23 protein-coding genes are annotated in these 22,918 nt (G+C 70.9%); 12 read left to right on the forward strand and 11 right to left on the reverse strand.

Annotated elements, in window-relative coordinates; translation table 11 throughout:
• The first annotated feature begins 235 nt into the window (after window positions 1–235).
• Window positions 236–2,665 carry an EAL domain-containing protein gene (locus tag CBQ26_RS04745; protein ID WP_088247402.1) on the forward strand — a complete coding sequence of 810 codons (2,430 nt, stop codon included), beginning with the start codon at window positions 236–238 and terminating at the stop codon, window positions 2,663–2,665.
• Between the two features lie 18 nt (window positions 2,666–2,683).
• Here the strand turns inward: CBQ26_RS04745 and CBQ26_RS04750 are convergent, their stop codons facing one another.
• Genes CBQ26_RS04750 through CBQ26_RS04760 form a run of 3 tightly spaced genes read right to left on the reverse strand, consistent with a single transcriptional unit; the run spans window position 2,684 to window position 5,352 of the window.
• Complete coding sequence (locus CBQ26_RS04750) at window positions 2,684–3,424, reverse strand: IclR family transcriptional regulator (RefSeq protein ID WP_088247403.1); 741 nt, start codon at window positions 3,422–3,424, stop codon at window positions 2,684–2,686.
• Window positions 3,425–3,472: 48 nt separating this feature from the next.
• Window positions 3,473–4,723, reverse strand: coding sequence for a glycosyltransferase (locus tag CBQ26_RS04755; protein ID WP_088247404.1), 1,251 nt, complete (start codon window positions 4,721–4,723; stop codon window positions 3,473–3,475).
• Entirely contained in the window at window positions 4,720–5,352 is a 633-nt protein-coding gene (locus tag CBQ26_RS04760; protein ID WP_088247405.1) for a TetR/AcrR family transcriptional regulator, read from the reverse strand. The genes CBQ26_RS04755 and CBQ26_RS04760 overlap by 4 nt, the downstream gene beginning before the upstream one ends.
• A 222-nt stretch (window positions 5,353–5,574) precedes the next feature.
• On the opposite strand from CBQ26_RS04760, the gene hutU reads away from it, so the two are divergent.
• The 6 genes from hutU (at window position 5,575) to hutH (ending at window position 12,470) form a co-directional block, all read left to right on the forward strand.
• Window positions 5,575–7,263: a urocanate hydratase gene (gene hutU / locus CBQ26_RS04765; RefSeq protein WP_088247406.1), complete on the forward strand. Its 1,689-nt coding sequence runs from the start codon at window positions 5,575–5,577 to the stop codon at window positions 7,261–7,263.
• Window positions 7,264–7,279: 16 nt separating this feature from the next.
• Window positions 7,280–7,897: a hypothetical protein gene (locus tag CBQ26_RS04770; RefSeq protein ID WP_088247407.1), complete on the forward strand. Its 618-nt coding sequence runs from the start codon at window positions 7,280–7,282 to the stop codon at window positions 7,895–7,897.
• The gene (locus tag CBQ26_RS04775; protein ID WP_088247408.1) at window positions 7,894–8,811 is read left to right on the forward strand and encodes an arginase family protein; all 918 of its coding nucleotides are present in this window, start codon (window positions 7,894–7,896) and stop codon (window positions 8,809–8,811) included. Before CBQ26_RS04770 ends, CBQ26_RS04775 begins: the two co-directional genes overlap by 4 nt.
• The gene (locus CBQ26_RS04780) at window positions 8,808–9,704 is read left to right on the forward strand and encodes a hypothetical protein (RefSeq protein ID WP_088247409.1); all 897 of its coding nucleotides are present in this window, start codon (window positions 8,808–8,810) and stop codon (window positions 9,702–9,704) included. The genes CBQ26_RS04775 and CBQ26_RS04780 overlap by 4 nt, the downstream gene beginning before the upstream one ends.
• Window positions 9,701–10,900, forward strand: coding sequence for an imidazolonepropionase (gene hutI, locus CBQ26_RS04785; RefSeq protein WP_088247905.1), 1,200 nt, complete (start codon window positions 9,701–9,703; stop codon window positions 10,898–10,900). The genes CBQ26_RS04780 and hutI overlap by 4 nt, the downstream gene beginning before the upstream one ends.
• A 67-nt stretch (window positions 10,901–10,967) precedes the next feature.
• Window positions 10,968–12,470 carry a histidine ammonia-lyase gene (hutH, locus tag CBQ26_RS04790; protein ID WP_088247410.1) on the forward strand — a complete coding sequence of 501 codons (1,503 nt, stop codon included), beginning with the start codon at window positions 10,968–10,970 and terminating at the stop codon, window positions 12,468–12,470.
• Between the two features lie 75 nt (window positions 12,471–12,545).
• Here hutH and CBQ26_RS04795 read toward each other — a convergent pair whose 3' ends face one another.
• Window positions 12,546–13,190, reverse strand: a complete 645-nt coding sequence (locus tag CBQ26_RS04795; protein ID WP_172417920.1) for a histidine phosphatase family protein — start codon at window positions 13,188–13,190, stop codon at window positions 12,546–12,548.
• A gap of 148 nt (window positions 13,191–13,338) precedes the next feature.
• Between CBQ26_RS04795 and sdaAA the strand changes: the two genes are divergently transcribed.
• Window positions 13,339–14,232, forward strand: a complete 894-nt coding sequence (gene sdaAA / locus CBQ26_RS04800) for an L-serine ammonia-lyase, iron-sulfur-dependent, subunit alpha (protein WP_088247907.1) — start codon at window positions 13,339–13,341, stop codon at window positions 14,230–14,232.
• 53 nt (window positions 14,233–14,285) lie between these two features.
• Here sdaAA and CBQ26_RS04805 read toward each other — a convergent pair whose 3' ends face one another.
• The 5 genes from CBQ26_RS04805 to CBQ26_RS04825 form a co-directional block, all read right to left on the reverse strand.
• The gene (locus CBQ26_RS04805) at window positions 14,286–14,756 is read right to left on the reverse strand and encodes a hypothetical protein (protein WP_088247411.1); all 471 of its coding nucleotides are present in this window, start codon (window positions 14,754–14,756) and stop codon (window positions 14,286–14,288) included.
• Window positions 14,753–15,310: a hypothetical protein gene (locus tag CBQ26_RS04810; RefSeq protein ID WP_088247412.1), complete on the reverse strand. Its 558-nt coding sequence runs from the start codon at window positions 15,308–15,310 to the stop codon at window positions 14,753–14,755. Before CBQ26_RS04810 ends, CBQ26_RS04805 begins: the two co-directional genes overlap by 4 nt.
• A complete protein-coding gene (locus CBQ26_RS04815; RefSeq protein WP_088247413.1) occupies window positions 15,307–15,609 on the reverse strand; it encodes a PadR family transcriptional regulator in 303 nt (100 codons plus the stop codon). The genes CBQ26_RS04810 and CBQ26_RS04815 overlap by 4 nt, the downstream gene beginning before the upstream one ends.
• Window positions 15,610–15,834: 225 nt before the next feature.
• Window positions 15,835–16,545: an HAD family hydrolase gene (locus tag CBQ26_RS04820; RefSeq protein ID WP_229844232.1), complete on the reverse strand. Its 711-nt coding sequence runs from the start codon at window positions 16,543–16,545 to the stop codon at window positions 15,835–15,837.
• Window positions 16,542–16,892: a histidine triad nucleotide-binding protein gene (locus CBQ26_RS04825; protein ID WP_088247414.1), complete on the reverse strand. Its 351-nt coding sequence runs from the start codon at window positions 16,890–16,892 to the stop codon at window positions 16,542–16,544. The genes CBQ26_RS04820 and CBQ26_RS04825 overlap by 4 nt, the downstream gene beginning before the upstream one ends.
• Before the next feature lie 265 nt (window positions 16,893–17,157).
• Here CBQ26_RS04825 and CBQ26_RS04830 point away from each other — a divergent pair, with 265 nt between their 5' ends.
• Window positions 17,158–18,093, forward strand: a complete 936-nt coding sequence (locus tag CBQ26_RS04830; protein WP_088247415.1) for a ferritin-like domain-containing protein — start codon at window positions 17,158–17,160, stop codon at window positions 18,091–18,093.
• Between the two features lie 94 nt (window positions 18,094–18,187).
• Window positions 18,188–19,354 (forward strand): DNA glycosylase AlkZ-like family protein, encoded by a 1,167-nt coding sequence (locus CBQ26_RS04835; RefSeq protein ID WP_229844231.1) that lies wholly within the window; start codon window positions 18,188–18,190, stop codon window positions 19,352–19,354.
• On the opposite strand, the gene CBQ26_RS04840 is transcribed toward CBQ26_RS04835, so the two are convergent.
• Complete coding sequence (locus CBQ26_RS04840) at window positions 19,314–20,360, reverse strand: phosphotransferase family protein (protein WP_088247416.1); 1,047 nt, start codon at window positions 20,358–20,360, stop codon at window positions 19,314–19,316. The two genes, CBQ26_RS04835 and CBQ26_RS04840, sit on opposite strands and share 41 nt — an antisense overlap.
• Window positions 20,360–20,599 carry a hypothetical protein gene (locus tag CBQ26_RS04845; protein WP_088247910.1) on the reverse strand — a complete coding sequence of 80 codons (240 nt, stop codon included), beginning with the start codon at window positions 20,597–20,599 and terminating at the stop codon, window positions 20,360–20,362. Before CBQ26_RS04845 ends, CBQ26_RS04840 begins: the two co-directional genes overlap by 1 nt.
• A gap of 127 nt (window positions 20,600–20,726) precedes the next feature.
• Between CBQ26_RS04845 and glmM the strand changes: the two genes are divergently transcribed.
• Together glmM and CBQ26_RS04855 are read left to right on the forward strand one after the other, a co-directional pair.
• Complete coding sequence (glmM, locus tag CBQ26_RS04850) at window positions 20,727–22,061, forward strand: phosphoglucosamine mutase (protein ID WP_088247417.1); 1,335 nt, start codon at window positions 20,727–20,729, stop codon at window positions 22,059–22,061.
• Window positions 22,062–22,226: 165 nt separating this feature from the next.
• On the forward strand, window positions 22,227–22,736 hold the full coding sequence (locus tag CBQ26_RS04855; RefSeq protein WP_088247418.1) for a hypothetical protein: 510 nt from the start codon (window positions 22,227–22,229) through the stop codon (window positions 22,734–22,736).
• Window positions 22,737–22,918 lie beyond the last annotated feature (182 nt).

Consider the following 22,918-nt stretch of genomic DNA (forward strand, 5'->3'; position numbering starts at 1 on the left):
ACGAACGGCAGTCCGTATGACACTGCGTTCATCGTGTAGATAGACCGCGCGCAGCGCGTAACAGTAGAAAGTACGTCGAAACGGGAGTTGAGAAGTGGAGAGGTTCCGGCGCTCTCCCGGACTCCCGCGATGGGAGCTTCGACTTGGCGCCTGAAGGTCACGGCGGTGTGACGTTTCTGTGGTGCGCCGTCCCCTAGGGTGGGGGCAGAGTTCATGTTGGCAGGAGGGTTCCCGCTTGACGCAGCCAGACGCCCCCGTTCCCACCCCGACCGGCACGCTGCTGGAGCAGTTGCAGGCCCTGGAAGCCGGGATGTACCACACGCCGGAACGCTCGCACGGCGAGATCCTGGCGCTGCTGCGGCAGGCCGAGGCGCGCGGCGACCGGGCCGCCCGCGCGCAGGCGCACCTGCTGCTGGCCGGCTGCTCGCTGTACACCGGTGACCTGCCGGAAGTGCTGGTGCAGGTCGGCCACTGCCTGCCGCTGGCCCGCGAACTGGGCGACCCGCAGACCGAGGCCCGCGCCCTGAACGGCCTGGGCCTGGGCCACGACCGCCTCGGGCAGTACGACCAGGCGCTCGAGGCGTTCCTCCACAGCCTGCGCATCACGCAGGACACCGGGGACCGCATGGGCAGCTTCCGGGCGCTGAACAACCTCGCCAGCCTGTACAACGACACCGGGAACGTCACGCAGGCGCTGGCCTTTCACCGGCAGGCGCTGGAGATCGCCGAGGCGCTGCGCTCCCCGGTGATGCTGGCCTCGTCCATGACCCACCAGATCGCCATTCACGACCGCCTGCACCGCAGCGAGGAAGTCCTGACCCTGGCCGCCGAACACCTGGACGTGATCCGCGCGGCCGGCCCGCCCCGCTGGACCTCGACCGTGCAGGAATGCGTGAGCCGCGCCCTGCTCCGCCAGGACCGCCCCGAGGAGGCGCTGCGCGTGGCGCTCGACGACCTGCGCGCCGTCCGCGCCCGGCAGGACCAGGAAGCCGTGTGCCGCCAGGGCGTCACGGCCGCGCGCGCCCTGCTGCGCCTGAACCGCCCCGACGAGGCCGAACCGCTGCTGCGTGAAAGCCTGCGCATCAGCCGCGAGGCCCGCACCCGCCCGCAGGAGGCGCTGACCCTGGAAGCCCTGGCCGAACTGCTCGAGCAGCAGGGCCGCCACGCGCAGGCCCTGAGTGTCGCCCGCGAGCACTTCGACCTGGAACGCCAGATGCACGCCCGCGAGGTCGACGCCCGCTCGCAACTCCTGACCGCCGAGATCCGCCTGGAACTGCTGAACCGCGAGGCGGAAATCGAGCGGCTGCGGAACGTGGAACTCGCGCAGGCCAACCAGGCCCTCCGGGAGACGCAGCAGGTGCTGCTGCACCGCGCCACGCACGACCCCCTGACCGGCGTGGCGAACCGCGCGCACTTTCATCAGGTGACGCAGGACACCCTGGGCAGCCTGGAGGACGGGCAGCTGGCCGCGCTGATCTTCATCGACTTGGACCGTTTCAAGCAGGTGAACGACACGCTGGGCCACCCCGCCGGGGACAACCTGCTGCAACAGGTGGCCCGCCGCCTCGGGGACGCCGTGCGCGGCACCGATCTGGTGGGCCGCATGGGCGGCGACGAGTTCACGGTCCTGCTGCGGCGCGTGGCCGCCCGCGAGGACGTCACGCTGGTCGCGCAGAAACTCGCGGACGCCCTGGCCCACCCGTTCACGCTGGGCGGGCAGCGCGTGAACATCACGGCGTCCGTCGGGTGCGCCGTGGCCCCCACCGACGGCCTGGACGCCGGGGCGCTGCAACAGCACGCGGACCTCGCCATGTACCGCGTCAAACGCAGCGGCGGCAATCAGGTCCTGCACTTCGAGGCGCAGATGGGCGAACCCGGCGAGCGGCAGCAGCTGGAACGCGACCTGCGCGGCGCCTGCGAACGCGGCGAGATGCGCCTGCACTACCAGGGCCGCCACGACCTGCGCGGCCGGCAGCTGGCGGGCTTCGAGGCGCTGGTCCGCTGGGAGCACCCCACGCGCGGCCTCGTCCCGCCCTGCCAGTTCATTCCGCTGGCCGAGGACAGCCGCGCCATCCTGAACATCGGCGAGTGGGTGCTGCGCGAGGCGTGCGCGCAGGCCGCCGCGTGGGACTTCGAGCGGCGCGGGCTGTGCATGTCCGTGAACGTCAGCCCCCTGCAGTTCGAGCTGCCGGACTTCGTGCAGACCGTGAGCGGCGTCCTGAAGCGCAGCGGCCTGAACCCCCGGCACCTGATCCTGGAAGTGACGGAAAGTCTGGTCATGCACGACCTGGAACGCGCCCAGCGGCACATGCGGGACCTCAAGGCGCTGGGCGTGCAGATCGCCATCGACGATTTCGGCACCGGCTACAGCAGCCTGAGCGTGCTCCAGGCGCTGCCGTTCGACCAGCTGAAGATCGACCGGTCCTTCACGAACGCCCTGACCGGCCCGCGCGCCCCACGGGTCACGGCCCTGATGACCGCCATGATCCAGCTGGCGCAGACGCTCGACATGACCGTCACCGTCGAGGGCATCGAGACCGAGGAGCAGCGCCGGATCCTGACCGGGCTGGGCTGCGACCACGCGCAGGGCTTCCTGCTGTCCCGCCCGCTGCCGCCCGCGCAGGCCGCCGCGCTCATTCCGGACGCCACCCCAGCTCCCAGCTGACCGCGCAGGCCGCCGCGCTCATTCCGGACGCCACCCCAGCTCCCAGCTGACCGCGTCCGCCGCGTCCCGCAGCGAACGCAGCGGCGCGTCCCGCCCGCGCAGGCGAGGCGTGGGCAGACTCACGCCCAGCGCCGCCAGCACCGTTCCGTCCGCGCCGCGCACCGGGACGGCCAGACCGGACGTGCCGGCCGCCCATTCGTCCACCGTGACCGCGTACCCGTCGCGGCAGATCACGGCCGCCTGCGCCGCCCATGCCCGCCTGTCCGTGACCGTGTGCGCCGTGAACGCCGCGCCCACCGGGAGTGGACGGCCGGCCAGCGCCAGCAGCAGCTTCCCGCTGGCCGAGGCGTGCGCGGGCAACTCGAACTCCAGTTCGCCCGCCACGGGCGGCCCGTCGCGGCCCTGCACACTCCGGGCGATGCACAGCACCCGCCCCGATCCCCCGTCCAGCACACTCAGGAACGCCAGACAGTGCGTTCCGCGTGCCACCCGCTCCATCGCCGCGTGCGCCGGGCCGTACCACGGCAGGCTGCCGTACAGCGCACTCGACAACTTCAGCAGCCGCCACCCCAGCCGGTAACGGCCCCGCCCCACCCGCGCCAGCAGACCCGTCTCGCACAGCGCCAGCAGCTGCTCGTGCAGGGTGCTCGTCGGCACGCCGAGCTGCCGCGACAGGTCCGACAGGCGCCACTCGGTGTGATCCGCGTCGAAGGCACTCAGGACATCCACCGCGCCGGACAGTAGGGAAGAGGAAGGCACGGGCGCAGCATGGCACGATTCCGGTCAGGCCGGAAACAGGTGCGGGGGCTACAGCTTCAGCCCCGAGATCACCTCCGCTGCCCGCGTCACCCCGTCCTCCGCGCGGATGCGGGTGCCCAGGGCTGCCGCCCGGTCACGCATCCCGGCGTCTGTGACGGTGCGCGTCAGGGCCTCCGCCAGCGTCCGCTCGTTCAGGGCGCGGCGCGGCACCGGGGCAGGCCCCACGCCCAGCCTCTGCACGCGGTCGCCCCAGAACGGCTGATCCCCGAAGAACGGCACGATCACGTTCGGCACGCCTGCCGCGAGGCCCGCCGCCGTCGTGCCCGCCCCGCCGTGATGCACCACGGCTGCCACACGCGGGAACAGCCAGTCGTGCGGGACGCTGTCCGTCACGAACACTGTGTCCGGCACGTCAGCGGCGCTCAGGCCACCCCAGCCGCTCAGGAGGACCGCCCGCTGCCCGCTGCGCTCCAGCTCCCGCACGACCGCGCGGGTCGTCGCCTGCGGGTCCGGGGTGGTCATGCTCCCGAACCCGATGGACACCGGAGGCGGCCCGGCGGCCAGGAACGCCTCCAGCGCGGGCGGCGGCGTCCAGGCATCCTGCGGCAGGAACCAGTAACCGGTCAGGTGCTGCGCCGCGTCCCAGTCGGCAGGGCGCGGCAGGACCGCCGGGCTGATGCCGTGCAGGGTCGGCAGGGGCCGCAGTGGGCGCGGGCCGGGCAGCGGGGCGGGGGAGAGGCCCAGCACCTCGCGCCGCGCGCGGGAGTCGGCCGAGCGGAACATCTGCCACATCACCTGCCGCGTCAGGACGTGCGACAGGCGGTTCGCCCAGCCGCCCAGCCGCGCGGTGGCCGGCGGAAAGATCGCGCCCGGAAACGCCCGCGTGGGATGGAACGGCACCACGTGCGCCTCCACGAGCGGCACGCCCAGCTTCTCCGAGAGGGCCTGCGCGACGTTCATCCCTCCGATGCCCGCCACGAGCAGGTCGGCGTCCCGCGCGGCCACGAGGCCGTCCTCGGCCCACAGCAGCGCCCCCTGCTGCGTGGCGCGCGCGGACACCCGGTTGATCGCCAGCATGTTCCCGCCCGCCAGCGCAGCGCGCATCTCGGGGCTGTTCACGACCTCCTGCACGTCCCCGCGCATCGGGGCGAACTCCAGCCCCGCGCCCGTCACGAGCGCCCGGAACGCCTCGTGCGAGGCGAGGCGCACCGCGTGCCCTGCCCGGCGCAATCCCAGCCCCAGCGCCACGTACGGCTGCACGTCCCCGCGCGAGCCCAGCGCGATCAGCGTGACCCTCACGCCCGCTCCGCCGCCACCAGCGCCAGCAGCACGTCGGCCATACGCGCCGCCGTCACCTGCGGGTCGGGGAGAGGGTCGCCCGACAGCGCACCCTGAACCGTGTGGCCCAGCACCAGCGTCAGGCCGGTGCGCAGCAGCTCGCCGGTGTCCACGCCACGCAGTTCGGGCCTCTCGGCGAGCGCCTGCGCGCCCAAGGCCGCCGTCCCGGTCAGGCCGTCGGCGAACGCGCGGCCCAGGTCGCGGCGGATCAGGCCCTCGGACAGGATCACGCGCAGCAGGCCCGCCTCGTCCTGCGCCAGCGCCGCCAGGGGCGCGGCCAGGAACGCCCGCAGGAAGTCCCGCAGGTTCAGGGCCGCCAGCGCCGCCGGATCGAGCGACGCGCGCGCCTGCTCGCCCAGGGCGCCGAACAGGCCCAGCAGCAGGTCGTCCTTGCCCCGGAAGTGGTGGTAGAGGGTGCCCTCGGCCAGTCCCGCCTGCCGCGCGACGGCGCGCATGGTCGTCCGGTGAAAGCCGTCCTGCGCGAAGCAGGTCTGCGCCGCGTGGAGGATCGTTGCCCGACGCTGGGGATCGTCCGCCGGGCGGGGCGAGGTCCGCTTCGCCCGTTCGCCCTTATCCGAGTGAGTATTCACTCATTCATAGTGCCGCATGCGTCAATCAGTGGCAAGAGAGGCGGATTACTTTCCGGCGTGACCGGAAAACTCGATTGCGGGCGGCAGATGGCGGATGGAAGATGGCAGCACAGAACTGGGCTATGAGCTATGCGCTATGCGCTCTGAGGAGATTTACCGAAGCAGAAACTTCTGTCGCTGCTTGCTCACAGCTCACAGCCCCCACTCCCCGGAGGACCCCCCATGACGCACCCCGCCCCCACCGAAGCTGCCCCCGTCATCCGCGCCCCACGCGGCCCCCAGAAAACCGCCAAGGGCTGGGTTCAGGAGGCGGCCAAGCGCATGCTGATGAACAACCTCGACCCGGACGTCGCCGAGCACCCAGACACCCTGGTCGTGTACGGCGGGCGCGGCAAGGCCGCCCGGAGCTGGGAAGCCTTCCACAGGATCGTGGAGACCCTCGACCGCCTGGAGGACGACGAGACGCTGCTGATCCAGTCCGGCAAACCCGTCGCAGTCCTGCGCACCCACGAGTGGGCGCCGCGCGTGCTGCTCGCTAACAGCAACCTCGTGCCGCACTGGGCGAACTGGGAGACCTTCGACAAGCTCGACCAGGCGGGCCTGATGATGTACGGCCAGATGACCGCCGGAAGCTGGATCTACATCGGCACGCAGGGCATCCTCCAGGGCACCTACGAGACCTTCGCCGGGGCGGCCCGCAAGCACTTCGGCGGGAGCCTGAAAGGCACCATCACCGTCACGGCCGGACTGGGCGGTATGGGCGGCGCGCAACCGCTGGCCGTGAAACTCGCCGGGGGCGTCAGCATCAATATCGAGATCGACCCCACCCGCATCCAGAAACGCCTCGACACCCGGTATCTGGATGAGGTCGCCACGAGCCTGGAAGACGCCATCGCCCGCGCGGAAAAATACAAGGCCGAGGGGGTCGCCCGGTCCATCGGCGTGCAGGGCAATGCCGCCGACCTCGTCCCGCAGCTCGTGACGATGAACTGGACCCCCGACCTCATCACGGACCAGACCAGCGCGCACGACCCCATGTGGGGCTACCTCCCCCCGGTCAGCGCCGACGAGGACGCCAGCCGCCTGCGCACCGACCACCCCGACGAGTACAAGCGCCGGGCCTACGACGCGATGGCCGCGCACGTCCGCGCCATCCTCGAACTCCAGAAACGCGGCGCGGTCGCGTTCGACTACGGCAACAACCTCCGCCACCGCGCGCAGGAAGCCGGTGTGGAGAACGCCTTCGACTACCCCGGCTTCGTGCCCGCGTTCATCCGCGACTCCTTCTGCGAGGGCCGTGGCCCCTTCCGCTGGGTGGCCCTCAGCGGCGACCCCGAGGACATCCGCGCCACCGACCGCGCGCTGCTGGACCTCTTCCCCAACGATGAACGCCTGCAATCCTGGCTGACATACGCCGCCGACCAGATCGCCTTCCAGGGCCTCCCCGCCCGCATCTGCTGGCTCGGGTACCGGGAACGCGACCGCGCCGCCCGCCTCTTCAACGAGATGGTCGCCGACGGCCGCCTGAAAGCCCCCATCGTCATCGGCCGCGACCACCTCGACGCCGGCAGCGTCGCCAGCCCCTACCGCGAAACGGAAGCCATGCTCGACGGCAGCGACGCCATCAGCGACTGGCCCCTCCTGAACTTCGGCGTCGGCATCGCCAGCGGCGCCAGCTGGATGAGCTTCCACCACGGCGGCGGCGTCGGCCTGGGCTTTTCGCAGCACAGCGGCCTCGTCATCGTCGCCGACGGCACCGAACAGGCCGCGCAGAAACTGGCCCGCGCCCTCACCAACGACCCAGGTATGGGCGTCATCCGCCACGCCGACGCCGGCTACGACCACGCCCTGAACGTCGCCCGCGAACGCGGCCTCGACCTCCCCAGCCTGGGCATCGAAGACCACCGCTGACGTGGACAATGGCCGCATGACCAGAATCAACCTGCTGGCCCTCGGGGTTCTGCTCGGACAGGCACAGGCCCAGTACCCATTGGGCTACCCACCACCACTCGGTTACGATCCGCAACTGGCGGTCAAGGTGAAGACACCGGCTGGCAAGGTGGTCGTGGTCAAAGGGCCGCAGGTGCCCATACAGCCTGATCCCGATTTCACCTGGCGGTGGGGCGTGCAGAAAGTCGTGAAGAACAGCTCCGGGCAGTTCACCGCCGTCCACTACTCCGGTAGCCTGGCGGCAAAGTACAGGGACGCAGCCGTGTTTCTGGTCCACCCAGATGGACGTATCGACCGGCTCAAGAACGACACCGTGTTGGATGTCCAATGGACGGCAGACGGCCGTTACCTGCTTGGAACTGGCGCCAACACGATTCGCCTGTGGAACCTGAGTGGTGGACTCCGGCAGGTCAGCTATCAGGACATCAGGGCCAGCCGCGTGACAGGGAAGACCCTGTGCCTGAACGTGAACTGGTACAGCCCCACGACGGGCCAGCTCAGCCGCACCGCTGAACTCCATCTTGCCCTTCCTTCGCTGTCACAGGTATCAGACAAAGACACCGACGGCAACGCGACCTGTGAGGCGCAACCATGACCCACCTTCCTTACGGCGGGATTCCCACCTTCGCCCGCGCTCCAATGGTTCAGCCCGAGGGGGACTGGACAGCGGACGTGGCAGTGCTGGGCATTCCTTTCGATATCGCGCTGGGCTTCCGCCCCGGCGCACGCTTCGCGCCGCGTGCGCTGCGGGAGGCGAGTCTGCGCAGCGTGCCGCCCTTCACGGGCCTGGACGGCGTGACGCGGCTGGCGGGCGTGACCTTCGTGGACGCGGGGGACGTGGTGCTGCCCAGCCTGGAGCCGGAACTGGCGCGGCAGCGGATCAGCGCGGTGGCGGAGGATGTGCGGGACCGGTGCAGCGTGCCCGTGTTCCTGGGCGGCGACCACAGCGTCACGTACCCGATCCTGCGGGCCTTCGCGGGCGTGCCGGACCTGCACGTGGTGCAGCTGGACGCGCACCTCGACTTCACGGACAGTCGCAACGACACCCGCTACAGCAACAGCAGCCCTTTCCGCCGCGCCTGCGAGGAACTGCTCAACCTCGTGCACATCACGACGGTTGGCCTGCGTGGGCTGCGCTTCGACCCGGAAGCGGTTGCAGCGGCCCGCGCGCGGGGGCACGCCCTGATCCCCATGACGGACGTAGCGGGCGATCTGCCGGGCGTGCTGGCCCGCCTGCCACGCGGGAAGAACGTGTACCTCAGTGTGGACGTGGACGCCTTCGACCCCAGCGTCATCCCCGGCACGAGCAGTCCCGAACCGGACGGCCTGACCTACGCGCAGGGCATGGCGATCCTGGCGGAAATCGCGCGACACAACACCATCGTCGGACTGGACGTGGTGGAACTCGCCCCGAACCTCGACCCCACTGGCCGCAGCGAACTGCTGACCGCGCGACTGATCATGGAGACGCTGTGTGCCGTGCAGGAATCTGGAATCTTCAGGCCATGACCAGACCCCGTACCGTCCTGCCGCCCGTCGAATCGCGCCTGACCGGAGTGGCGCACCCGCGAAACCAGCTCAAACGCCAGCTGAAGAAGGAACTGGCGACGCTCACGGCCCCCGACACTGCCGCCATGCGGCCGGGCCTCTGGCTGTCGGTCACCGCCGCGCCATTCGTGCTACATGTCGCCGTGCGCGACGACACCACCCTCGAAGACATGGACGCCTTCCTGCGGGAAGTCTGGATGGAATGCTGCGGGCACCTGAGTGAATTCGAGTCACGTCCCACGAAGTACGAGACGATCACGTACCGCAACGATTCCGACGAGGACTTTGAAGACGACGAGCTGGACGCCGACTTCGATGCGGAAGGGCTGTCGGATGCCGAATACTGGGATGAAGACGTAGAAGAGGAACCTGAGCGGAGCGACTTCCCAGTCATGTCCGACGACGACTGGGAGGCGCTCCGTGCTCGCCTGAGTCCCAGCGCGCACCCTGAGCGTCCGCTGACCGTGACCGTCCGGGAGGCCATGGACGGCGTGCCGGACCTGCGGTACGAGTACGACATGGGTTCCACCACCCGCTGCGTGCTGAAGGTCGAGGCGGAGCTGACGTTGCCCTGGCCGGAGGACAGGACGGTGCGGCTGCTGGCCCGCAACGCCCGCCCCGACTGGGTGTGCCGCGAGTGTGCCGAACCGGCTACCCACCAGTGCATCATGGGCGAGTGCTGGGAGGACGGGTACGCCAAGTTCTGCGCGAAACATGCCAGAACCCATCCACGCAAGGCCCACCCGCGCGAGGGTGGAGACGCCTGGATGATCGCGCCCCTCTCCAACTCCCCGCGTGATCCGTGCTGTGGGTACGTCGAGCATCCAGGCAGTGAGGAGGACTACGTGTGGTGACAGAAACGCTGTTCACGAACATCAGCCAGCTCGTCACGCCTGCGCCGGGTGTGCAGCGCGGCGCGGCCATGCGCGACCTGACGGTTGTTTCCGATGCGGCCATGCTGGTGTCGGGCGGTGTGATCCGCTGGGTCGGCCCGCGCGCCGACGCACCCGACACCGCGCAGGAGCATGACCTGGGTGGCGTGGCGGTCGTCCCCGGATTGATCGACCCGCACACGCACGCCGTGTGGGCCGGGGATCGTCTCGCGGACTTCGAGGCGCGCGTGCAGGGCGTCCCGTACGAGGAGATCCTGGCGCGCGGCGGCGGCATCCGCAGCTCCATGCGGGCGACCGGGGCGGCGAGCGTCGAGGAACTCGTGACCCTGGCCCGACCACGCCTTGAAGCCCTGCGCGCGTCCGGAGCGACGACCACCGAGGTCAAGAGCGGGTACGGCCTGGATTTCGACGCTGAACGCCGGATGCTCCAGGCGGTCCGTGCGCTCCAGTCTGAATTCGGACTCGTGCCGACCCTGCTGATTCACGTGCCGCCCACCGGGGGCCGCGCCGAGTACGTGCAGGCGGTCTGCCATGACCTGATCCCCAGTGTGGCGCGTGAGGGGCTGGCGACGGCGGTGGACGTGTTCACCGAGTGCGAGGCGTTCACGGTGGCCGAGACCCGCGCCATCCTCCAGGCTGCGAAGGCACATGGCCTCCAGACGAAGCTGCACGCCGATCAGTTCCACGCCATCGGCGGCACGGAACTGGCGTGCGAACTGGGTGCCCTCAGCGTGGATCACTTGGAAGCCAGTGGTCCCGCGCAGATCGCCGCGCTGGCCGCGTCGAACACCGTGGCGACCATCCTCCCCGGCGTGACCCTGCACCTGGGCCTGCCCGCCGCGCCGGGCCGCGCCCTGATCGACGCGGGCGTGGCGGTCGCTGTGGGCACCGACCTGAATCCCGGATCTTCCCCTGTGTTCAGCACGCAACTGGCGCTGGCGCTGGCAGTGCGCCTGTGCCGCCTGACGCCCGCCGAGGCGCTGACGGCCAGCACCGTGAACGCCGCCGCCGCCCTGGGCCTGAGCGACCGGGGAGCCCTCGCACCCGGTCAGCGCGCCGACTTCCTTACCCTGCACAGCCCCGACTGGCGTGACCTGCCGTACACCCTCGGCGCGAACCCCGTCCGGAACGTGTTTGTCGGCGGCTCTGCACTATGAAATCCGGCCTCTGAGCCGTTCCCATCAATCCTCCGCCATCACCCATCAACCCTCCGAAGGAGCACCCGTGATTCTCGATCAACACCTGTCCCTGTCTGAATTCCTGTCCGTCGTGCGTGGCGGCGAGTCCGTCCAGTTGTCGGAGGCGGCGCGTGGGCGCATCCTGCGGGCGCGGGCGGTGATCGAGCGGATCGTGGACGGTGACGCGGCGGTGTACGGCGTGAACACGGGTTTCGGGAAGTTCGCGTCGGTGCAGGTGCCGCGCGAGGGGCTGGAGGAGTTGCAGCTGAACCTGATCCTGTCGCACGCAATCGGGGTGGGGGAGGCCCTGCCGACCGAGGTGGTGCGCGGGATGCTGCTGCTGCGGGCGCAGTCGCTGGCGCTGGGGCACTCTGGAGTGCGGCCCGAGGTGGTGGAATTGCTGCTGGCCCTGCTGAACGCGGGGGCGCACCCGGTCATTCCGGCGCAGGGGAGCGTGGGCGCGTCGGGGGATCTGGCGCCGCTGGCGCACCTTGCCCTGGCCCTGATCGGGCACGGCGAGATCGAGTTCCGGGGCGCGGTGCGCGCCAGTGCGGACGTGCTGGCCGACCTGGACCTGACCCCGCTGACGTTGCAGGCGAAGGAGGGACTGGCGCTCATCAACGGCACGCAGCTCATGGGCAGCCTGCTGGCGCTGGCCGTCGCGGACGCGCGCACCCTGCTGGGCACGGCGAACCTCGCGGCGGCCATGACGGTCGAGGCGATGTACGGCTCGCACCGGCCCTTCCAGCCGGACGTGGTGGGCCTGCGCCCCCACCCCGGCGCGGTCGCGGTGGCCGAGGAACTGCGGTTCTTCCTGCGCGGCTCGCAGATCGCCCCGTCGCATCTGGTGGGGGACGGGAAGGTGCAGGACGCGTACTCGCTGCGCGCCGCGCCGCAGGTGCACGGCGCGAGCCTGGACGCCCTGGCGCACGCCGAACGGGTCCTAGCGGTCGAGTTCGCGTCGGTGACCGACAACCCCCTGATCTTCCCCGATACCGGCGATGTGGTGAGCGGCGGGAACTTCCACGGGCAGCCGCTCGCCGTGACCATCGACGCCCTGAAGGTCGCCGTGGCGGAACTCGGCAGCATCAGCGAACGGCGCTGCGAGCAGCTCCTGAACCCGTCCCTGTCGGGCCTGCCGGGCTTCCTGACGCCGCAGGGCGGCCTGAACAGCGGCTTCATGATCGCGCAGTACACCGCCGCCGCCCTCGTCAGCGAGAACAAGGTCCTCGCGCACCCCGCCAGCGTGGACACCATCCCCACCAGCGCCAACCAGGAAGACCACGTCAGCATGGGCGCGCACGGCGCCCGGCAACTGCGGGCCATCCTGGAGAACGTGCAGAACGTCATCGGGATCGAACTGCTGTGCGCCGCGCAGGCCCTCGACTTCCAGACCCTCCACGCCGGGCGGGGCGCGCAGGCCGCGTGGGAACACATCCGCGCGCACATCCCCAACATGACCCGCGACCGCTACTACCGCCCGGACCTCCTCAAGATCGTGGAGATGGTCCGGGGCGGCGAACTGCTGCGCGTGGCGCGGGAGGCGTAGGCGACCCCTCACCCTTCCGCCGCTCCGCGACTCCCTCCCTCTCCCCTGGGGAGAGGGGCAGGGGTGAGGGGTTCCTTACCGGTTCAGCCAGTCCAGTCCGCCCACGCGGCCGTCTGCGGGCAGGTCGAGCTGGGCGGTGCCCAGGTGCGCGAGGTGGAAGGTCGGTGGCGTGCCCGTGACGGGCCAGCCGAGTGCCGCGCGGATGAGCGCTCCGGCGAAGTCGTGGTGCGTGACCAGTGCGACCCGGTCCTGACCGGGGTGCCGGGTGCGGAGGTCGGTCAGGACCTGCGTGGCGCGGGGATGGAAGAGGGATTCCTCCCACGCTTCCGCGCCCCCGTCCCACGGTTGCCCGGTCAGGTGCGCGGGCCAGACCAGCGCGGGGCAGTGCGCGCGGAGGGTCGCGTGGTCGCCGCCCGTGACGGGCGTGAAGCCTCCGGCGGGGCCGGTGGTCAGGCCGCCGTACTCGTAGGCCCGTTCGGTGCCGTGCGCGGGGAGGTTCAGGCGGGCGGCGATGGGCGGGGCAGTCTGCACAGCGCGGAGCATCAGGCTGGTGTACAGGTGCGTCACGCCGCTCAGGTCGGCGTCCTGCGCGAATTGCTGGGCGCTGGCGTGTCCGTGCGCAGTCAGGGGCGGGTCGGGCTGCCGCGCCTGCGCGTAGTCGGGCCGGTCCTCGATGACGTTGTTCTGGGACTGCGCGTGGCGGATCAGCAGGAGCTTCACGGCTGCACCGTAGCGTGTCCGTGCGCTCCGGACGGCCTCACCGCGCGCTGATTCGGCTAGACAGGTCGGGGCGTACCATGGGAGCCACTTTTCCCGCTGCCGCCTCACCATTTCACCCTCCGTGCGCCGCGCACGGCTCAAGGACGCCATGACCACCCTCGACGACATCCTGAACGCCCCCCACCCCGCCTCCGACTGGATTCTCGCGCAGGACTGCGCCGAGACCGGCCTGCACCCCGACGACATCCGCGCCGAGATGCTGCGCCGCATCTGCGAGATGCGCGCCAGCATCGAACGCGGCCTGAGCAGCGATGCCAGGAGCATCACGGGGATGGTCGGCTGGAACGCCAAGGGCCTCTGGGACGCCCCGGACGCCCTGGGTGCCCCCCTGCTGCGGCGCGTGCAGGCGTACGCGATGGCCGTGAACGAGGAGAACGCCCGCATGGGCCGCATCGTCGCCGCGCCCACCGCGGGCAGTGCCGGTACGATTCCCGGCGCGCTGATCGGCGTGGCCGACCACCTCGGCATTCCCGACGAGCGGCTGGTCAGTCCCATGATCCTCGCTGCCGGGATCGGCAAGGCCATCAGCAAGCGCATGTTCATCAGCGGCGCGGCCGGAGGCTGTCAGGCCGAGATCGGCTCCAGCGCCGCCATGGCCGCCGCCGCCATCGTCGAACTGATGGGCGGCACCCCCCGCGCCGCTGTGCACGCCGCCAGCATGGCCCTCATGAACACCATCGGCCTCGTGTGCGACCCGGTCGGCGGGTACGTGGAGGTCCCCTGCGTGAGCCGTAACGCCTTCTACGCCGTGCACGCCGTCAGCGCCGCCCAGCTTGCGCTGGCGCAACTGGAATCCTTCATCCCGCCCGACGAGGTGCTGGGCGCGATGGCCAGCGTGGGCCGCATGATGCCCGCCGCGCTGCGCGAAACCGCCGACGGGGGCCTCGCCCAGACGCCCACCGGACTGGCCGTCACCGCCCGCATGGAAGGCCGCAAAGAAGGCGAGGGACCGGGCGGCATGATCGAACTGCCCCTGGCGTAAGCGGACAGAGCGGGCCGGCCTGAACTGCGGGCCGGCCCGGTGTCGTCACGGGTTCAGGTCGCGGCGGAACGACGCAGCGCCGTCAGGCTCCGGATACTCCCCGCCGTGCACGCCGCTATCACGGCCAGCACCGTCGCTCCCTGATCCGCCACCCCCGGATCACGCGGGGCCGCGTCGCCCAGCGCGGCCTGTAACGCCACCACCGCCAGCCACGCACCCGGCAGGAACGCCAGTGCGCCCGCCCCGGCCTCCAGCGGCCCCACGTGGCGCAGGCCCAGCAGTGCACCCAGTACGCTCGTCATGACCATCACGCCCAGCCACAGCCCAGCCGGCGCATCGTGCAGCCAGAAGAGCTGGGTCAGCCCCACCACGCCAGCGCCCAGAGCAGCGAACACCGCCGCCGCCAGACTCGCAGCGCGCCACCCGAACCGTCCCGCCGCCAGTTTCGTCTGCATAGCCCACGGCTGGTCGTCCACGCTGTTGGCCTCGTTGCGCATGGCGGCCCTCCACTCGTCGGGGGTCATGCGAGGGTCCGGGTGGGTTGCGGGTGCCGGAGGGGGAGGCCCAGCACGATGCCGAGCGCAGCGACGCCCAGCGCAACGCTGAGGGGGTAGGCGGGGAATCCGGCGAAGTCACTGAGGATCAGGTTGCCGAGGCTGGAAATGGTGATGGTGCCCAGCGCGGCGCACAGCAGCGTGATCCAGCGGGGGACGCGCAGGCGGGTGGCGACGGCGGCGAGCATGAAGACAGTCAGGATCAACCCGAGGATCGGCAACTGCGGGTCCTGGCTGCTGGTGATGGTGGTGACGGGTTGTGGGTTGCCCAGCAGGTTCCATTTCAGGAAGGTCAGGCTGTCCACGCCGTTACGGGCGGCCTCGCGGGTCATGACGCTCCACTGCGTGCCCAGCGTCAGGGCGGCGGTGGCGGCGACGGTTCCGGTGGTGGCGAGCAACGCGGTCAGGGCGGTGCGGCCCAGCTGCCGGTGGCGCAGGTGGCGGCGCGTGTCGCAGCTCCACTCCGCGTCCTGAACGCTGTCCGCTTCGTTCTGCATGCCGGTGTTCCAGTCGTCTTGGGTCATGTCAGTGCTCCTGTGGTGTGGGTGGTGGGGCTGGGGTCGTGGCGTTCGCGGGCCAGTTGCAGGCCGCTGTGGGTCAGGCGGTAGATGTGGCGGGGTGGTCTGCCGGGGTGGGGGGACGGTTCCCACTGGGCGTCCAGGTGGCCCTGTTCGTGCAGGCGCTGGAGGATGGGGTAGAGGGTCCCGCTTTTCAGGCTGGTGCTTCTGCTCAGGTCGTAGCCGTAGGTGTGCGCGGGGTAGGTCTGCTGGAGGGCGTGCAAGACGGCCCTGGTGTGCGGGCTGGAGTTGGGTGGGCGGGGCATGGCCCATTAACAACATATGTAGAGTTTCTTGTCAAGGGGAGGCGGGGCCACTGGCCGCCCCGCCCTTCATACGGATTCCGTCTGTTTCGCTGATAACTCGGAACGTCGCTGGATTGCCAGCTCCACGCCCGAAGGGGCGTTTCTCTCCTGCTCTGCGGAGGGGCTCTCCGAGTCGCACCCGCCGGGACCCAACGGGCTTTGCAGCCCATTCAATCGGAGTCCGTATCAGACCGGAACGGCCAGCCCCAGCGCCTCCTGCAACTGCGCGTGCGAGGTCACCACGCGGTTGACCCCGGCGGCCAGCAGGTGCGCGGCGTCGTCCGGGTGGGCGTGTCCGGTGGCGAGCAGGCCGATCACGGTCGCGCCGGCCCGCACGCCCGCCGTGGCGCCCGGAACGCTGTCCTCGACGACCACGCAGCGCGTGATGTCCGCGCCGAGCTGCGCGGCGGCGAAGGCATACAGGTCCGGTTCCGGCTTGCCGCGCCCGCCCACCCATGACGGGTCGTAGGCGTGCGCGCCCACCAGCGCCGTCAGCCCGGCCGAGGCGAGTTTCATGTGCAGCCGCCCGCGTTCGCTGTTGCTGCCCACTGCGAACGGCACGCCCGCCCGCCGCAGGGCTTCCAGCGTGTCGCGCGCGCCCTCGATGGCGTCCAGGGTGTCGAAGGCCGCGTTGAACCGGGTTTCCAGGGTGGGCAGGAACGCGTCGGTTGGTGTCCAGCCGTGCAGGTCGCTCAGGCGCACCAGTACGTTCGGGAAGGTCTGCCCGACCGCCAGATGCGCGAAGTCGTTCAGGGCCAGCGGCAGGCCGTGTTCGGCCAGCGTGCGGACCCACACGTCCGCCGCCAGGGCCTCGCTGTCCACCAGTACGCCGTCCAGGTCGAACAGGACCGCGTCGAACGTGCCGGTCAGCGCCGGGGCATCCGTGGGGGCGGTCACTGGCCCAGGCCCGTATCGTTGTCCGGGCCGTTTTTCCACCCGGCCAGGATGTGGACATGCGTGTGGAACACCATCTGCCCGCCGCCGGGGCCGCAGTTCACGACCAGCCGGTAGTCCTGCGCGTGCTGCCGCGCGACCCGCGTGGCGGTCAGCCACAGCTCGCCCATCTCGGCGGCGTCCGTGATCTCGTCCACCCGCGCCGACACCTTCTTCGGAATGACCAGCAGGTGGATGGGCGCCTTGGGGGCAATGTCGCGGATGGCGATGTAGTGCTCGTCCTCGAACACGATCTGGCTGGGAATCTCGCGGGTGATGATCCGCTCGAACAGGGTGGGAGAGGCTGTCATGCGCCCCACTCTAGCCGCCGCGCCCGCCTGATCTGGCTGCCTGGATCAGCCCGCGTTCTTTAGGGGGCGTTCATGTAGGACGGGTACCTGATCCGATTCCCGCGGCCCCGCATATACCCGGTTGTCAGGAAGGAACCGCCCGCGCTGTTCCCCCCTACAGCGCCCGCTTCCGCCCACCCCTCATCCCTCTCCCGCAGCGCCCCGCCGGACCTCACACCCGTGACGTCCAGAAGGCTCACTGCGCCCCGTACAAGGAGCACCCATCATGGATAACCGCACCAGCACCGAACAGATCATCGCCGCCGCCACCAACGCCGACACCATGAACCGCCGCGCCGCCATGGGCTTCCTCGGCAAGATCGGCATGGGCGCCGCCGCCATGGGCCTCGCCGCGACCGCCGGCACCGCCACCGCCGCGCCCGCCAAGGACATCGACGGCGCCGTCCTGAACTTCGCGCTGAACCTCGAGTACCTCGAGGCGGCCTTCTACCTCGCCGCCGTGGGCCGCGTGGACGAACTGCGCAAGATCGGTGGCGGCGCGAACATCATCCTGCCCGCCGGCCTCGACCAGAGCCGCGGCATGCAGTTCAAGGACGGCAACGTGCAGGCCCTGGCCCGCGACATCGCCGAGGACGAACTGCAGCACGTCAAATTCCTGTCCGGCGCGCTCGGCAAGGCCGCCGCCCCCCGCCCCGTCATCGACCTGAACGGAGCGTTCCGCGCCGCCGGGAAGGCCGCGTCCGGCGGGAAGATCGACGGATTCAACCCCTTCCTGAACGACCTGTTCTTCCTGCACGGCGCGTTCATCTTCGAGGACGTGGGCGTCACCGCCTATAACGGCGCCGCGACCCTGATCACCAACCCCGCGTACCTGCAGGCCGCCGCCGGCATCCTGGCCGTCGAGGCCTACCACGGCGGCGCCATCCGCACCATGCTCTACCAGCAGCGTCAGGTGAGCGCCGCCGCCGGCCTGTACGTCGGTCAGGTCGTGCAGGCCATCAGCAACCTGCGCGGCTCGGTCGGCGGCATGAAGGACCAGGGCCTCAGCGACAACGCCGGCAACATGATCGTCGCGCCCGCCGACAAGAACGGCGTGGCGTACGGCCGCTCCACCCGCGAGGTGCTGAACATCGTCTACCTGGCCCCCAACGCCACCAAGGGCGGCTTCTACCCCAACGGCCTGACCGGCAGCATCAAGTAAGCTCCCGCAGGAGTCAGCATGGGTAGGAAGGGGAGGCTGGGCCACTTGGTCCGCCTCCCTTTCCTGTGCCGGACTGGCGCGTTACCCTGCCCCTGTGACTCCCGATCCGACCCTGGCGGCCCTGCGTGCGGCGGCGGCGCGCACGCTGGACCCGCAGCGCAGCGTGCAGGCGGCCCTGAATACCATGGGCTTCGTGCAGGCCGACCCGATCCGCGCGCCGGCCCGCGCGCAGGACCTGACCCTGATGGCCCGCGTGCCCGGTTACCGCGCCGGGGACCTGGAGCGGCTGTACCTGACCCTGGACGTCGAGGAGGACATGCTGCCCAACTACGGCTTCATGCCCCGCGCCGTGCAGGCGCTGCTGCATCCGCGTGAGGTGCCGCCCACCCGTCTGGAGGCCGCGCACCCCGACCTGCTGCCCGAGGTGCGCGCCGCCGTGCAGGGCCGCGAGGAAGTGCACCCGCGCGAGGTGGCGTTGCAGCTGGGTCAGGGCCGCACCGTGAACGCCTGGGGCGGCCAGTCGAGCGCCACGACCCGCGCGCTGGACGTGCTGCACCGCCGGGGCGAGCTGCGCGTCACGCGGCGCGTGGGGGGTGTGCGGCTGTACGGCCCGGCCCCGCACCTGCGGGCGCTGCGCGGGTCGCCCCTGCCGGAACGCGAGCGGCTGCGGGGCGTGGTGCATCTGCTCGCGCGGCTGTACGGGCCGCTGCCGCAGGCGAGCCTGGGGTACCTGATCGGCCTGTCGCACTACGGTCTGCCGCATCTGCTGCCGCAACTGCGCGCCGCGTTCCGGCAGGCCCTGCGGGACGACCTGCACTCGGCCCGCGTGGACGGCCTGACGTACGTGTGGCTGCCCGGACAGGACCCCGCGCAGGCTCCCGCGCCGCGCGGCGTGCGGATCGTGAATCCCTTCGATCCGCTGGTGTGGGATCGCCGCCGGTTCGCGCATCTGCACGGCTGGACGTACCGGTTCGAGGCGTACACGCCCGCCCCGAAACGCCAGTTCGGGTACTACGCCCTGCCGGTCCTGCACGCGGGCCGCGCCGTCGGCTGGGCGAACCTGAGCGTGCAGGGCGGCCAGCTGCACACGGACCTGGACCTCGTGCCCGGCGCGCGGCAGACCGGGCCGTTCAGCCGCGCCCTGGGCCGCGAACTCGACCGCTGGCGGGCCTTCCTGGGGCTGGGCGGCCTGGGTGACGCGGCCCTCACGGACCCTGCCCTCACGGACCCTGCCCAGCCGCTTCCTGCCACGCAGCCGTGACCTTCAGCGCCGCCTCGGCCGTGCCCCGCTCCGGCGTGCGCGCGGCCTGCCGCACCACGGACAGCAGGTTCAGCGCCAGTCCCGCCCGCTCCTGTGCCGCCAGTTCCACAGCCGTCAGGGGGAGGCCGCCGCGCGCCAGTTCGTCCCGGTACGCGGCGCGCAGGTCCGGTCCCAGGCGGGCGCGGTCGGCGGCGTCCAGGCGCACGGCCAGCAGGTGCGCGAGGTCCTCGCCCGGCACGCTGGGATGCGTCTGGCCGTAATCGATCAGGACCGGCTGCGGCCCTCGCCACAGCACCTGCCCGGCGTGAATGTCACCGTGCACCAGGGTCGTCACGGGAGCTGCCGCCAGCAGGGAGGGGAGTTGTCCGGCCGCCTCGCGTGCCGAGCGCACCACCGGCTCCGGCAGCGGCGCGGGCCGTCCGTCCGGGCCGCTCAGGCTGCCTGCGGTCAGCCCGGCGTGCATCCGGGCGGCGCGGTCCAGCACCCGCCCCGGCTGCCACGCCCAGGGGCCGCGCAGAGCCGCCTGCCCCGGACCTGCCCAGAACGCGTGGTGCCGCGCGAGCAGACGCGCGATCTCCAGCAGGGCCGCGCCTCGTGTCGTATTGTCCGTCAGCGCCCCCCAGCCGGTCGTCTCCTCGGTCAGGTCGCGGGTCAGCAGGTGCGCGTGCGGCGTGCGCGTGGACTGCGCCGCGTGCCGGAACGGGGCGTGCGGCACCGGCGACAGCGGCGCGAGGTCCCGCAGGTACGCCGCCTCGCGCGTCAGGCGTTCCCAGGCGCGGCGGTCCCGCCAGCCGGCCGGAATGAACTTCAGGAACAGCGGCTCCCCGCGAGCGTCGAAGCGGGCGAAGGCCGCCCCCTCACCCACCCAGCTTTCCAGCGGACGGCCCACACCCGCGAACCGGTCGCGCAGGTCGCGCGGCCAGCAGCGGGCGTGCAGGATGACCGGCCCGTCGCCGCGCAGCACGGTCAGGGTGTCGGCCAGCGCGGCCGCGGGGCTGGGGGGCATCAGCCCAGCAGCGTCAGCAGGCCTGCCGCGCCGCCCGCCACGGTCACTGTGACGAGCGCGACCATGCCCAGGCAGCCCAGGCACCCGCCGCGCCGCTGCCGGTAGTGCCCGCGCCGCCCGTAGTGGGCGCGGCCCCCGCTGAAGCTGCTGCGGCTGTGACGCCCGCCAAGCAGGCCACCCAGCCCCCCACCCCGTCCGCTGCGACTGAACGAAAACGACCCGCCGGAGAATCCACTCATGCCCCCGGTACGCGCCCGCGCCCCGCCGGGTTTCCGGGATTGAACCCGGTTCAGGCAGGCCATCCCAGGCCCGGTCAGTCATGAGTCAGGTACTCACGGCACTCCCACGCGTATGATGGGCGCCATCATGAGTGAACGGAAGTACTTCGGAACGGACGGCGTGCGCGCCGTGGCGGGGGCCTTCCCCCTGACGGCCTCCTGGGTCATGGCGCTCGGCGCGGCGGCCGGTGAGGTCCTCAAACAGCAGAACCCGCGCGCCAGCGTTGTGATCGGCAAGGACACCCGCCAGAGCGGCGACATGCTAGAAGCCGCCCTGGCCGCCGGCCTGACCAGCCGGGGCGTGAACGTCATCCACGTGGGCGTCCTGCCCACCCCCGGCGTCAGCTACCTGACCCGCCACCTGAACGCCGACGCGGGCGTGGTCATCAGCGCCTCGCACAACCCCTACGAGGACAACGGCATCAAGTTCTTCGGCGCGGACGGACAGAAACTCCGCGACGCCACCGAACTGGAGATCGAGGCCGCCATCGACCGCGTGGACACGCTGCCGCCCGTGACCGGCGTGGACCTGGGCGGCGTCACCAACTACGCCGAGGCCGAACGCCTGTACGTCAACTACCTCAAGGCGCACGCCCCGGACCTCAGCGGCCTGCGGATCGCCATGGACTGCGCGAACGGCGCGGCGTACCGCGTGGGCCCCAAGGTCTTCCAGGCGGCCGGCGCGGACGTGTTCGCCGTGTACACCACCCCGGACGGCCGCAACATCAACCGCGAGTGCGGCAGCACCCACCTGGACCACCTGCAACGCATCGTGCGCGAAGGGAAGTACGATCTGGGCGTCGCCTTCGACGGGGACGCCGACCGCGCCCTGTTCGTGGACAGCCGTGGGAATGTCGTGCACGGCGATCACATGCTGCTCCTGAACGCCCGCGCGCGCGGCGAGAAGGCGGTGGTGACCACCATCATGGCGAACATGGGCCTGGAGGTGAAACTGCGCGAGGCGGGCATCCCGCTGGAACGCACCGCCGTCGGCGACCGCTACGTGCACGAGCGCCTGCACGACCAGCACCTGACCCTGGGCGGCGAGCAGAGCGGCCACATCCTGTTCCTGGACGTGTCGCCCACCGGCGACGGCGTGCTGACCGCGCTGCTCACGCTGGCCAGCATGCGCGCCACGCAGACCACGCTGGACGAGCTGCACGACGACCTCGTCATGTACCCGCAGACGCTGGTGAACGTGCGCGTGGCCGACAAGAAAGCCATCGCCGTGGACCCCGCCGTGCAGGCCGCCGTGACCGACGCCGAGGCGAGACTGCACGGCAAGGGCCGCGTGAACCTGCGCCCCAGCGGCACCGAGAACCTGATCCGCGTGATGGTCGAGGGTCAGGACGCCGCCGAGATCCACGAGATCGCCCGCGTGCTGGCCGGCGTGGTCGAGACGCGCGGCGCCGTCACCGGCTGACCTGAATCTGATGGGCGTGGGGGCCGCAGTGGGGGGATGAGTGCCCCCGGCGGCCCCCACGCAGCTCATGAACGCCCGCAGTAATCATGGAAGGCAAGGGCGGTCCCGGACCGGGCGCCGCTCACCCCCGTCCCCACGCCCCACCCACCACCGGAGGTTCCTGCCATGTCCACCCTGATCCGCACCACCCTGCTCGGCGCCGCTGCCCTCGGCACGCTCGCCGGTGCCGCCGCCACCACCCCCAGCCCCCTGACCCTGACGGCCGCGACCATGGTCGTCACCCAGGAAACCCGCGACGGCAAGAAAGTCGAGGTCCTGACCGACGCGAACAAGACCCAGGTCGTGCCCGGCAGCGTCCTGTCCCTCCGGCAGACCTTCAGGAACGTCAGCAAAGGCCCCCTGAACAGCATCGCCCTGAACATGAAAGTCGACCCGGCCACCACCTTCCAGCAGGCGAGCTGCACGGTGGCCGGCGTCACCACGCAGTACAGCATCGACGGCAAGACCTTCGCCGCCGCGCCCCTCATGAAGACCGTGACCGTCACCGAGAACGGCAAGACCGTGCAGAAGAAGGTCGAGGTCAAACCCAGCGAGTACACCGCTGTCCGCTGGAACATCGCCCGCCTGACCGCCGGGCAGGAAGGCACCTGCGCCATCCGCGCGACCGTCAAGTAAACGCTCAACCCAGCAGGACGGCCTGAGTCAGAGCATTCTCAGGCGGACTCCGATTGAAAGTGCTGCAAAGTCCTTTCAATCCGAGCGGATGCGACTCGTAGAGCTGCCCCGCAGAGGAGGAGAAAAACGGGTTCCGGGCGTGGAGCGGGCAGATCGGTGGTGTTCCGATCTGTCGGCGAAAC

Origin of the sequence: Deinococcus indicus, from assembly GCF_002198095.1 — a bacterium.
GTDB classification, from domain to species: Bacteria; Deinococcota; Deinococci; order Deinococcales; family Deinococcaceae; genus Deinococcus; species Deinococcus caeni.

What these genes read in the sequence shown, in the direction of transcription:
- hutU (WP_088247406.1), top strand. Translation starts at nt 5,575, where the DNA reads ATGACGCACCCCGCCCCCACCGAAGCTGCCCCCGTCATCCGCGCCCCA.
- CBQ26_RS04770 (WP_088247407.1), top strand. Translation starts at nt 7,280, where the DNA reads ATGACCAGAATCAACCTGCTGGCCCTCGGGGTTCTGCTCGGACAGGCA.
- CBQ26_RS04775 (WP_088247408.1), top strand. Translation starts at nt 7,894, where the DNA reads ATGACCCACCTTCCTTACGGCGGGATTCCCACCTTCGCCCGCGCTCCA.
- CBQ26_RS04780 (WP_088247409.1), top strand. Translation starts at nt 8,808, where the DNA reads ATGACCAGACCCCGTACCGTCCTGCCGCCCGTCGAATCGCGCCTGACC.
- sdaAA (WP_088247907.1), top strand. Translation starts at nt 13,339, where the DNA reads ATGACCACCCTCGACGACATCCTGAACGCCCCCCACCCCGCCTCCGAC.
- CBQ26_RS04805 (WP_088247411.1), bottom strand. Translation starts at nt 14,756, where the DNA reads ATGACCCCCGACGAGTGGAGGGCCGCCATGCGCAACGAGGCCAACAGC.
- CBQ26_RS04810 (WP_088247412.1), bottom strand. Translation starts at nt 15,310, where the DNA reads ATGACCCAAGACGACTGGAACACCGGCATGCAGAACGAAGCGGACAGC.
- CBQ26_RS04815 (WP_088247413.1), bottom strand. Translation starts at nt 15,609, where the DNA reads ATGCCCCGCCCACCCAACTCCAGCCCGCACACCAGGGCCGTCTTGCAC.
- CBQ26_RS04825 (WP_088247414.1), bottom strand. Translation starts at nt 16,892, where the DNA reads ATGACAGCCTCTCCCACCCTGTTCGAGCGGATCATCACCCGCGAGATT.
- CBQ26_RS04830 (WP_088247415.1), top strand. Translation starts at nt 17,158, where the DNA reads ATGGATAACCGCACCAGCACCGAACAGATCATCGCCGCCGCCACCAAC.
- CBQ26_RS04840 (WP_088247416.1), bottom strand. Translation starts at nt 20,360, where the DNA reads ATGCCCCCCAGCCCCGCGGCCGCGCTGGCCGACACCCTGACCGTGCTG.
- CBQ26_RS04845 (WP_088247910.1), bottom strand. Translation starts at nt 20,599, where the DNA reads ATGAGTGGATTCTCCGGCGGGTCGTTTTCGTTCAGTCGCAGCGGACGG.
- glmM (WP_088247417.1), top strand. Translation starts at nt 20,727, where the DNA reads ATGAGTGAACGGAAGTACTTCGGAACGGACGGCGTGCGCGCCGTGGCG.
- CBQ26_RS04855 (WP_088247418.1), top strand. Translation starts at nt 22,227, where the DNA reads ATGTCCACCCTGATCCGCACCACCCTGCTCGGCGCCGCTGCCCTCGGC.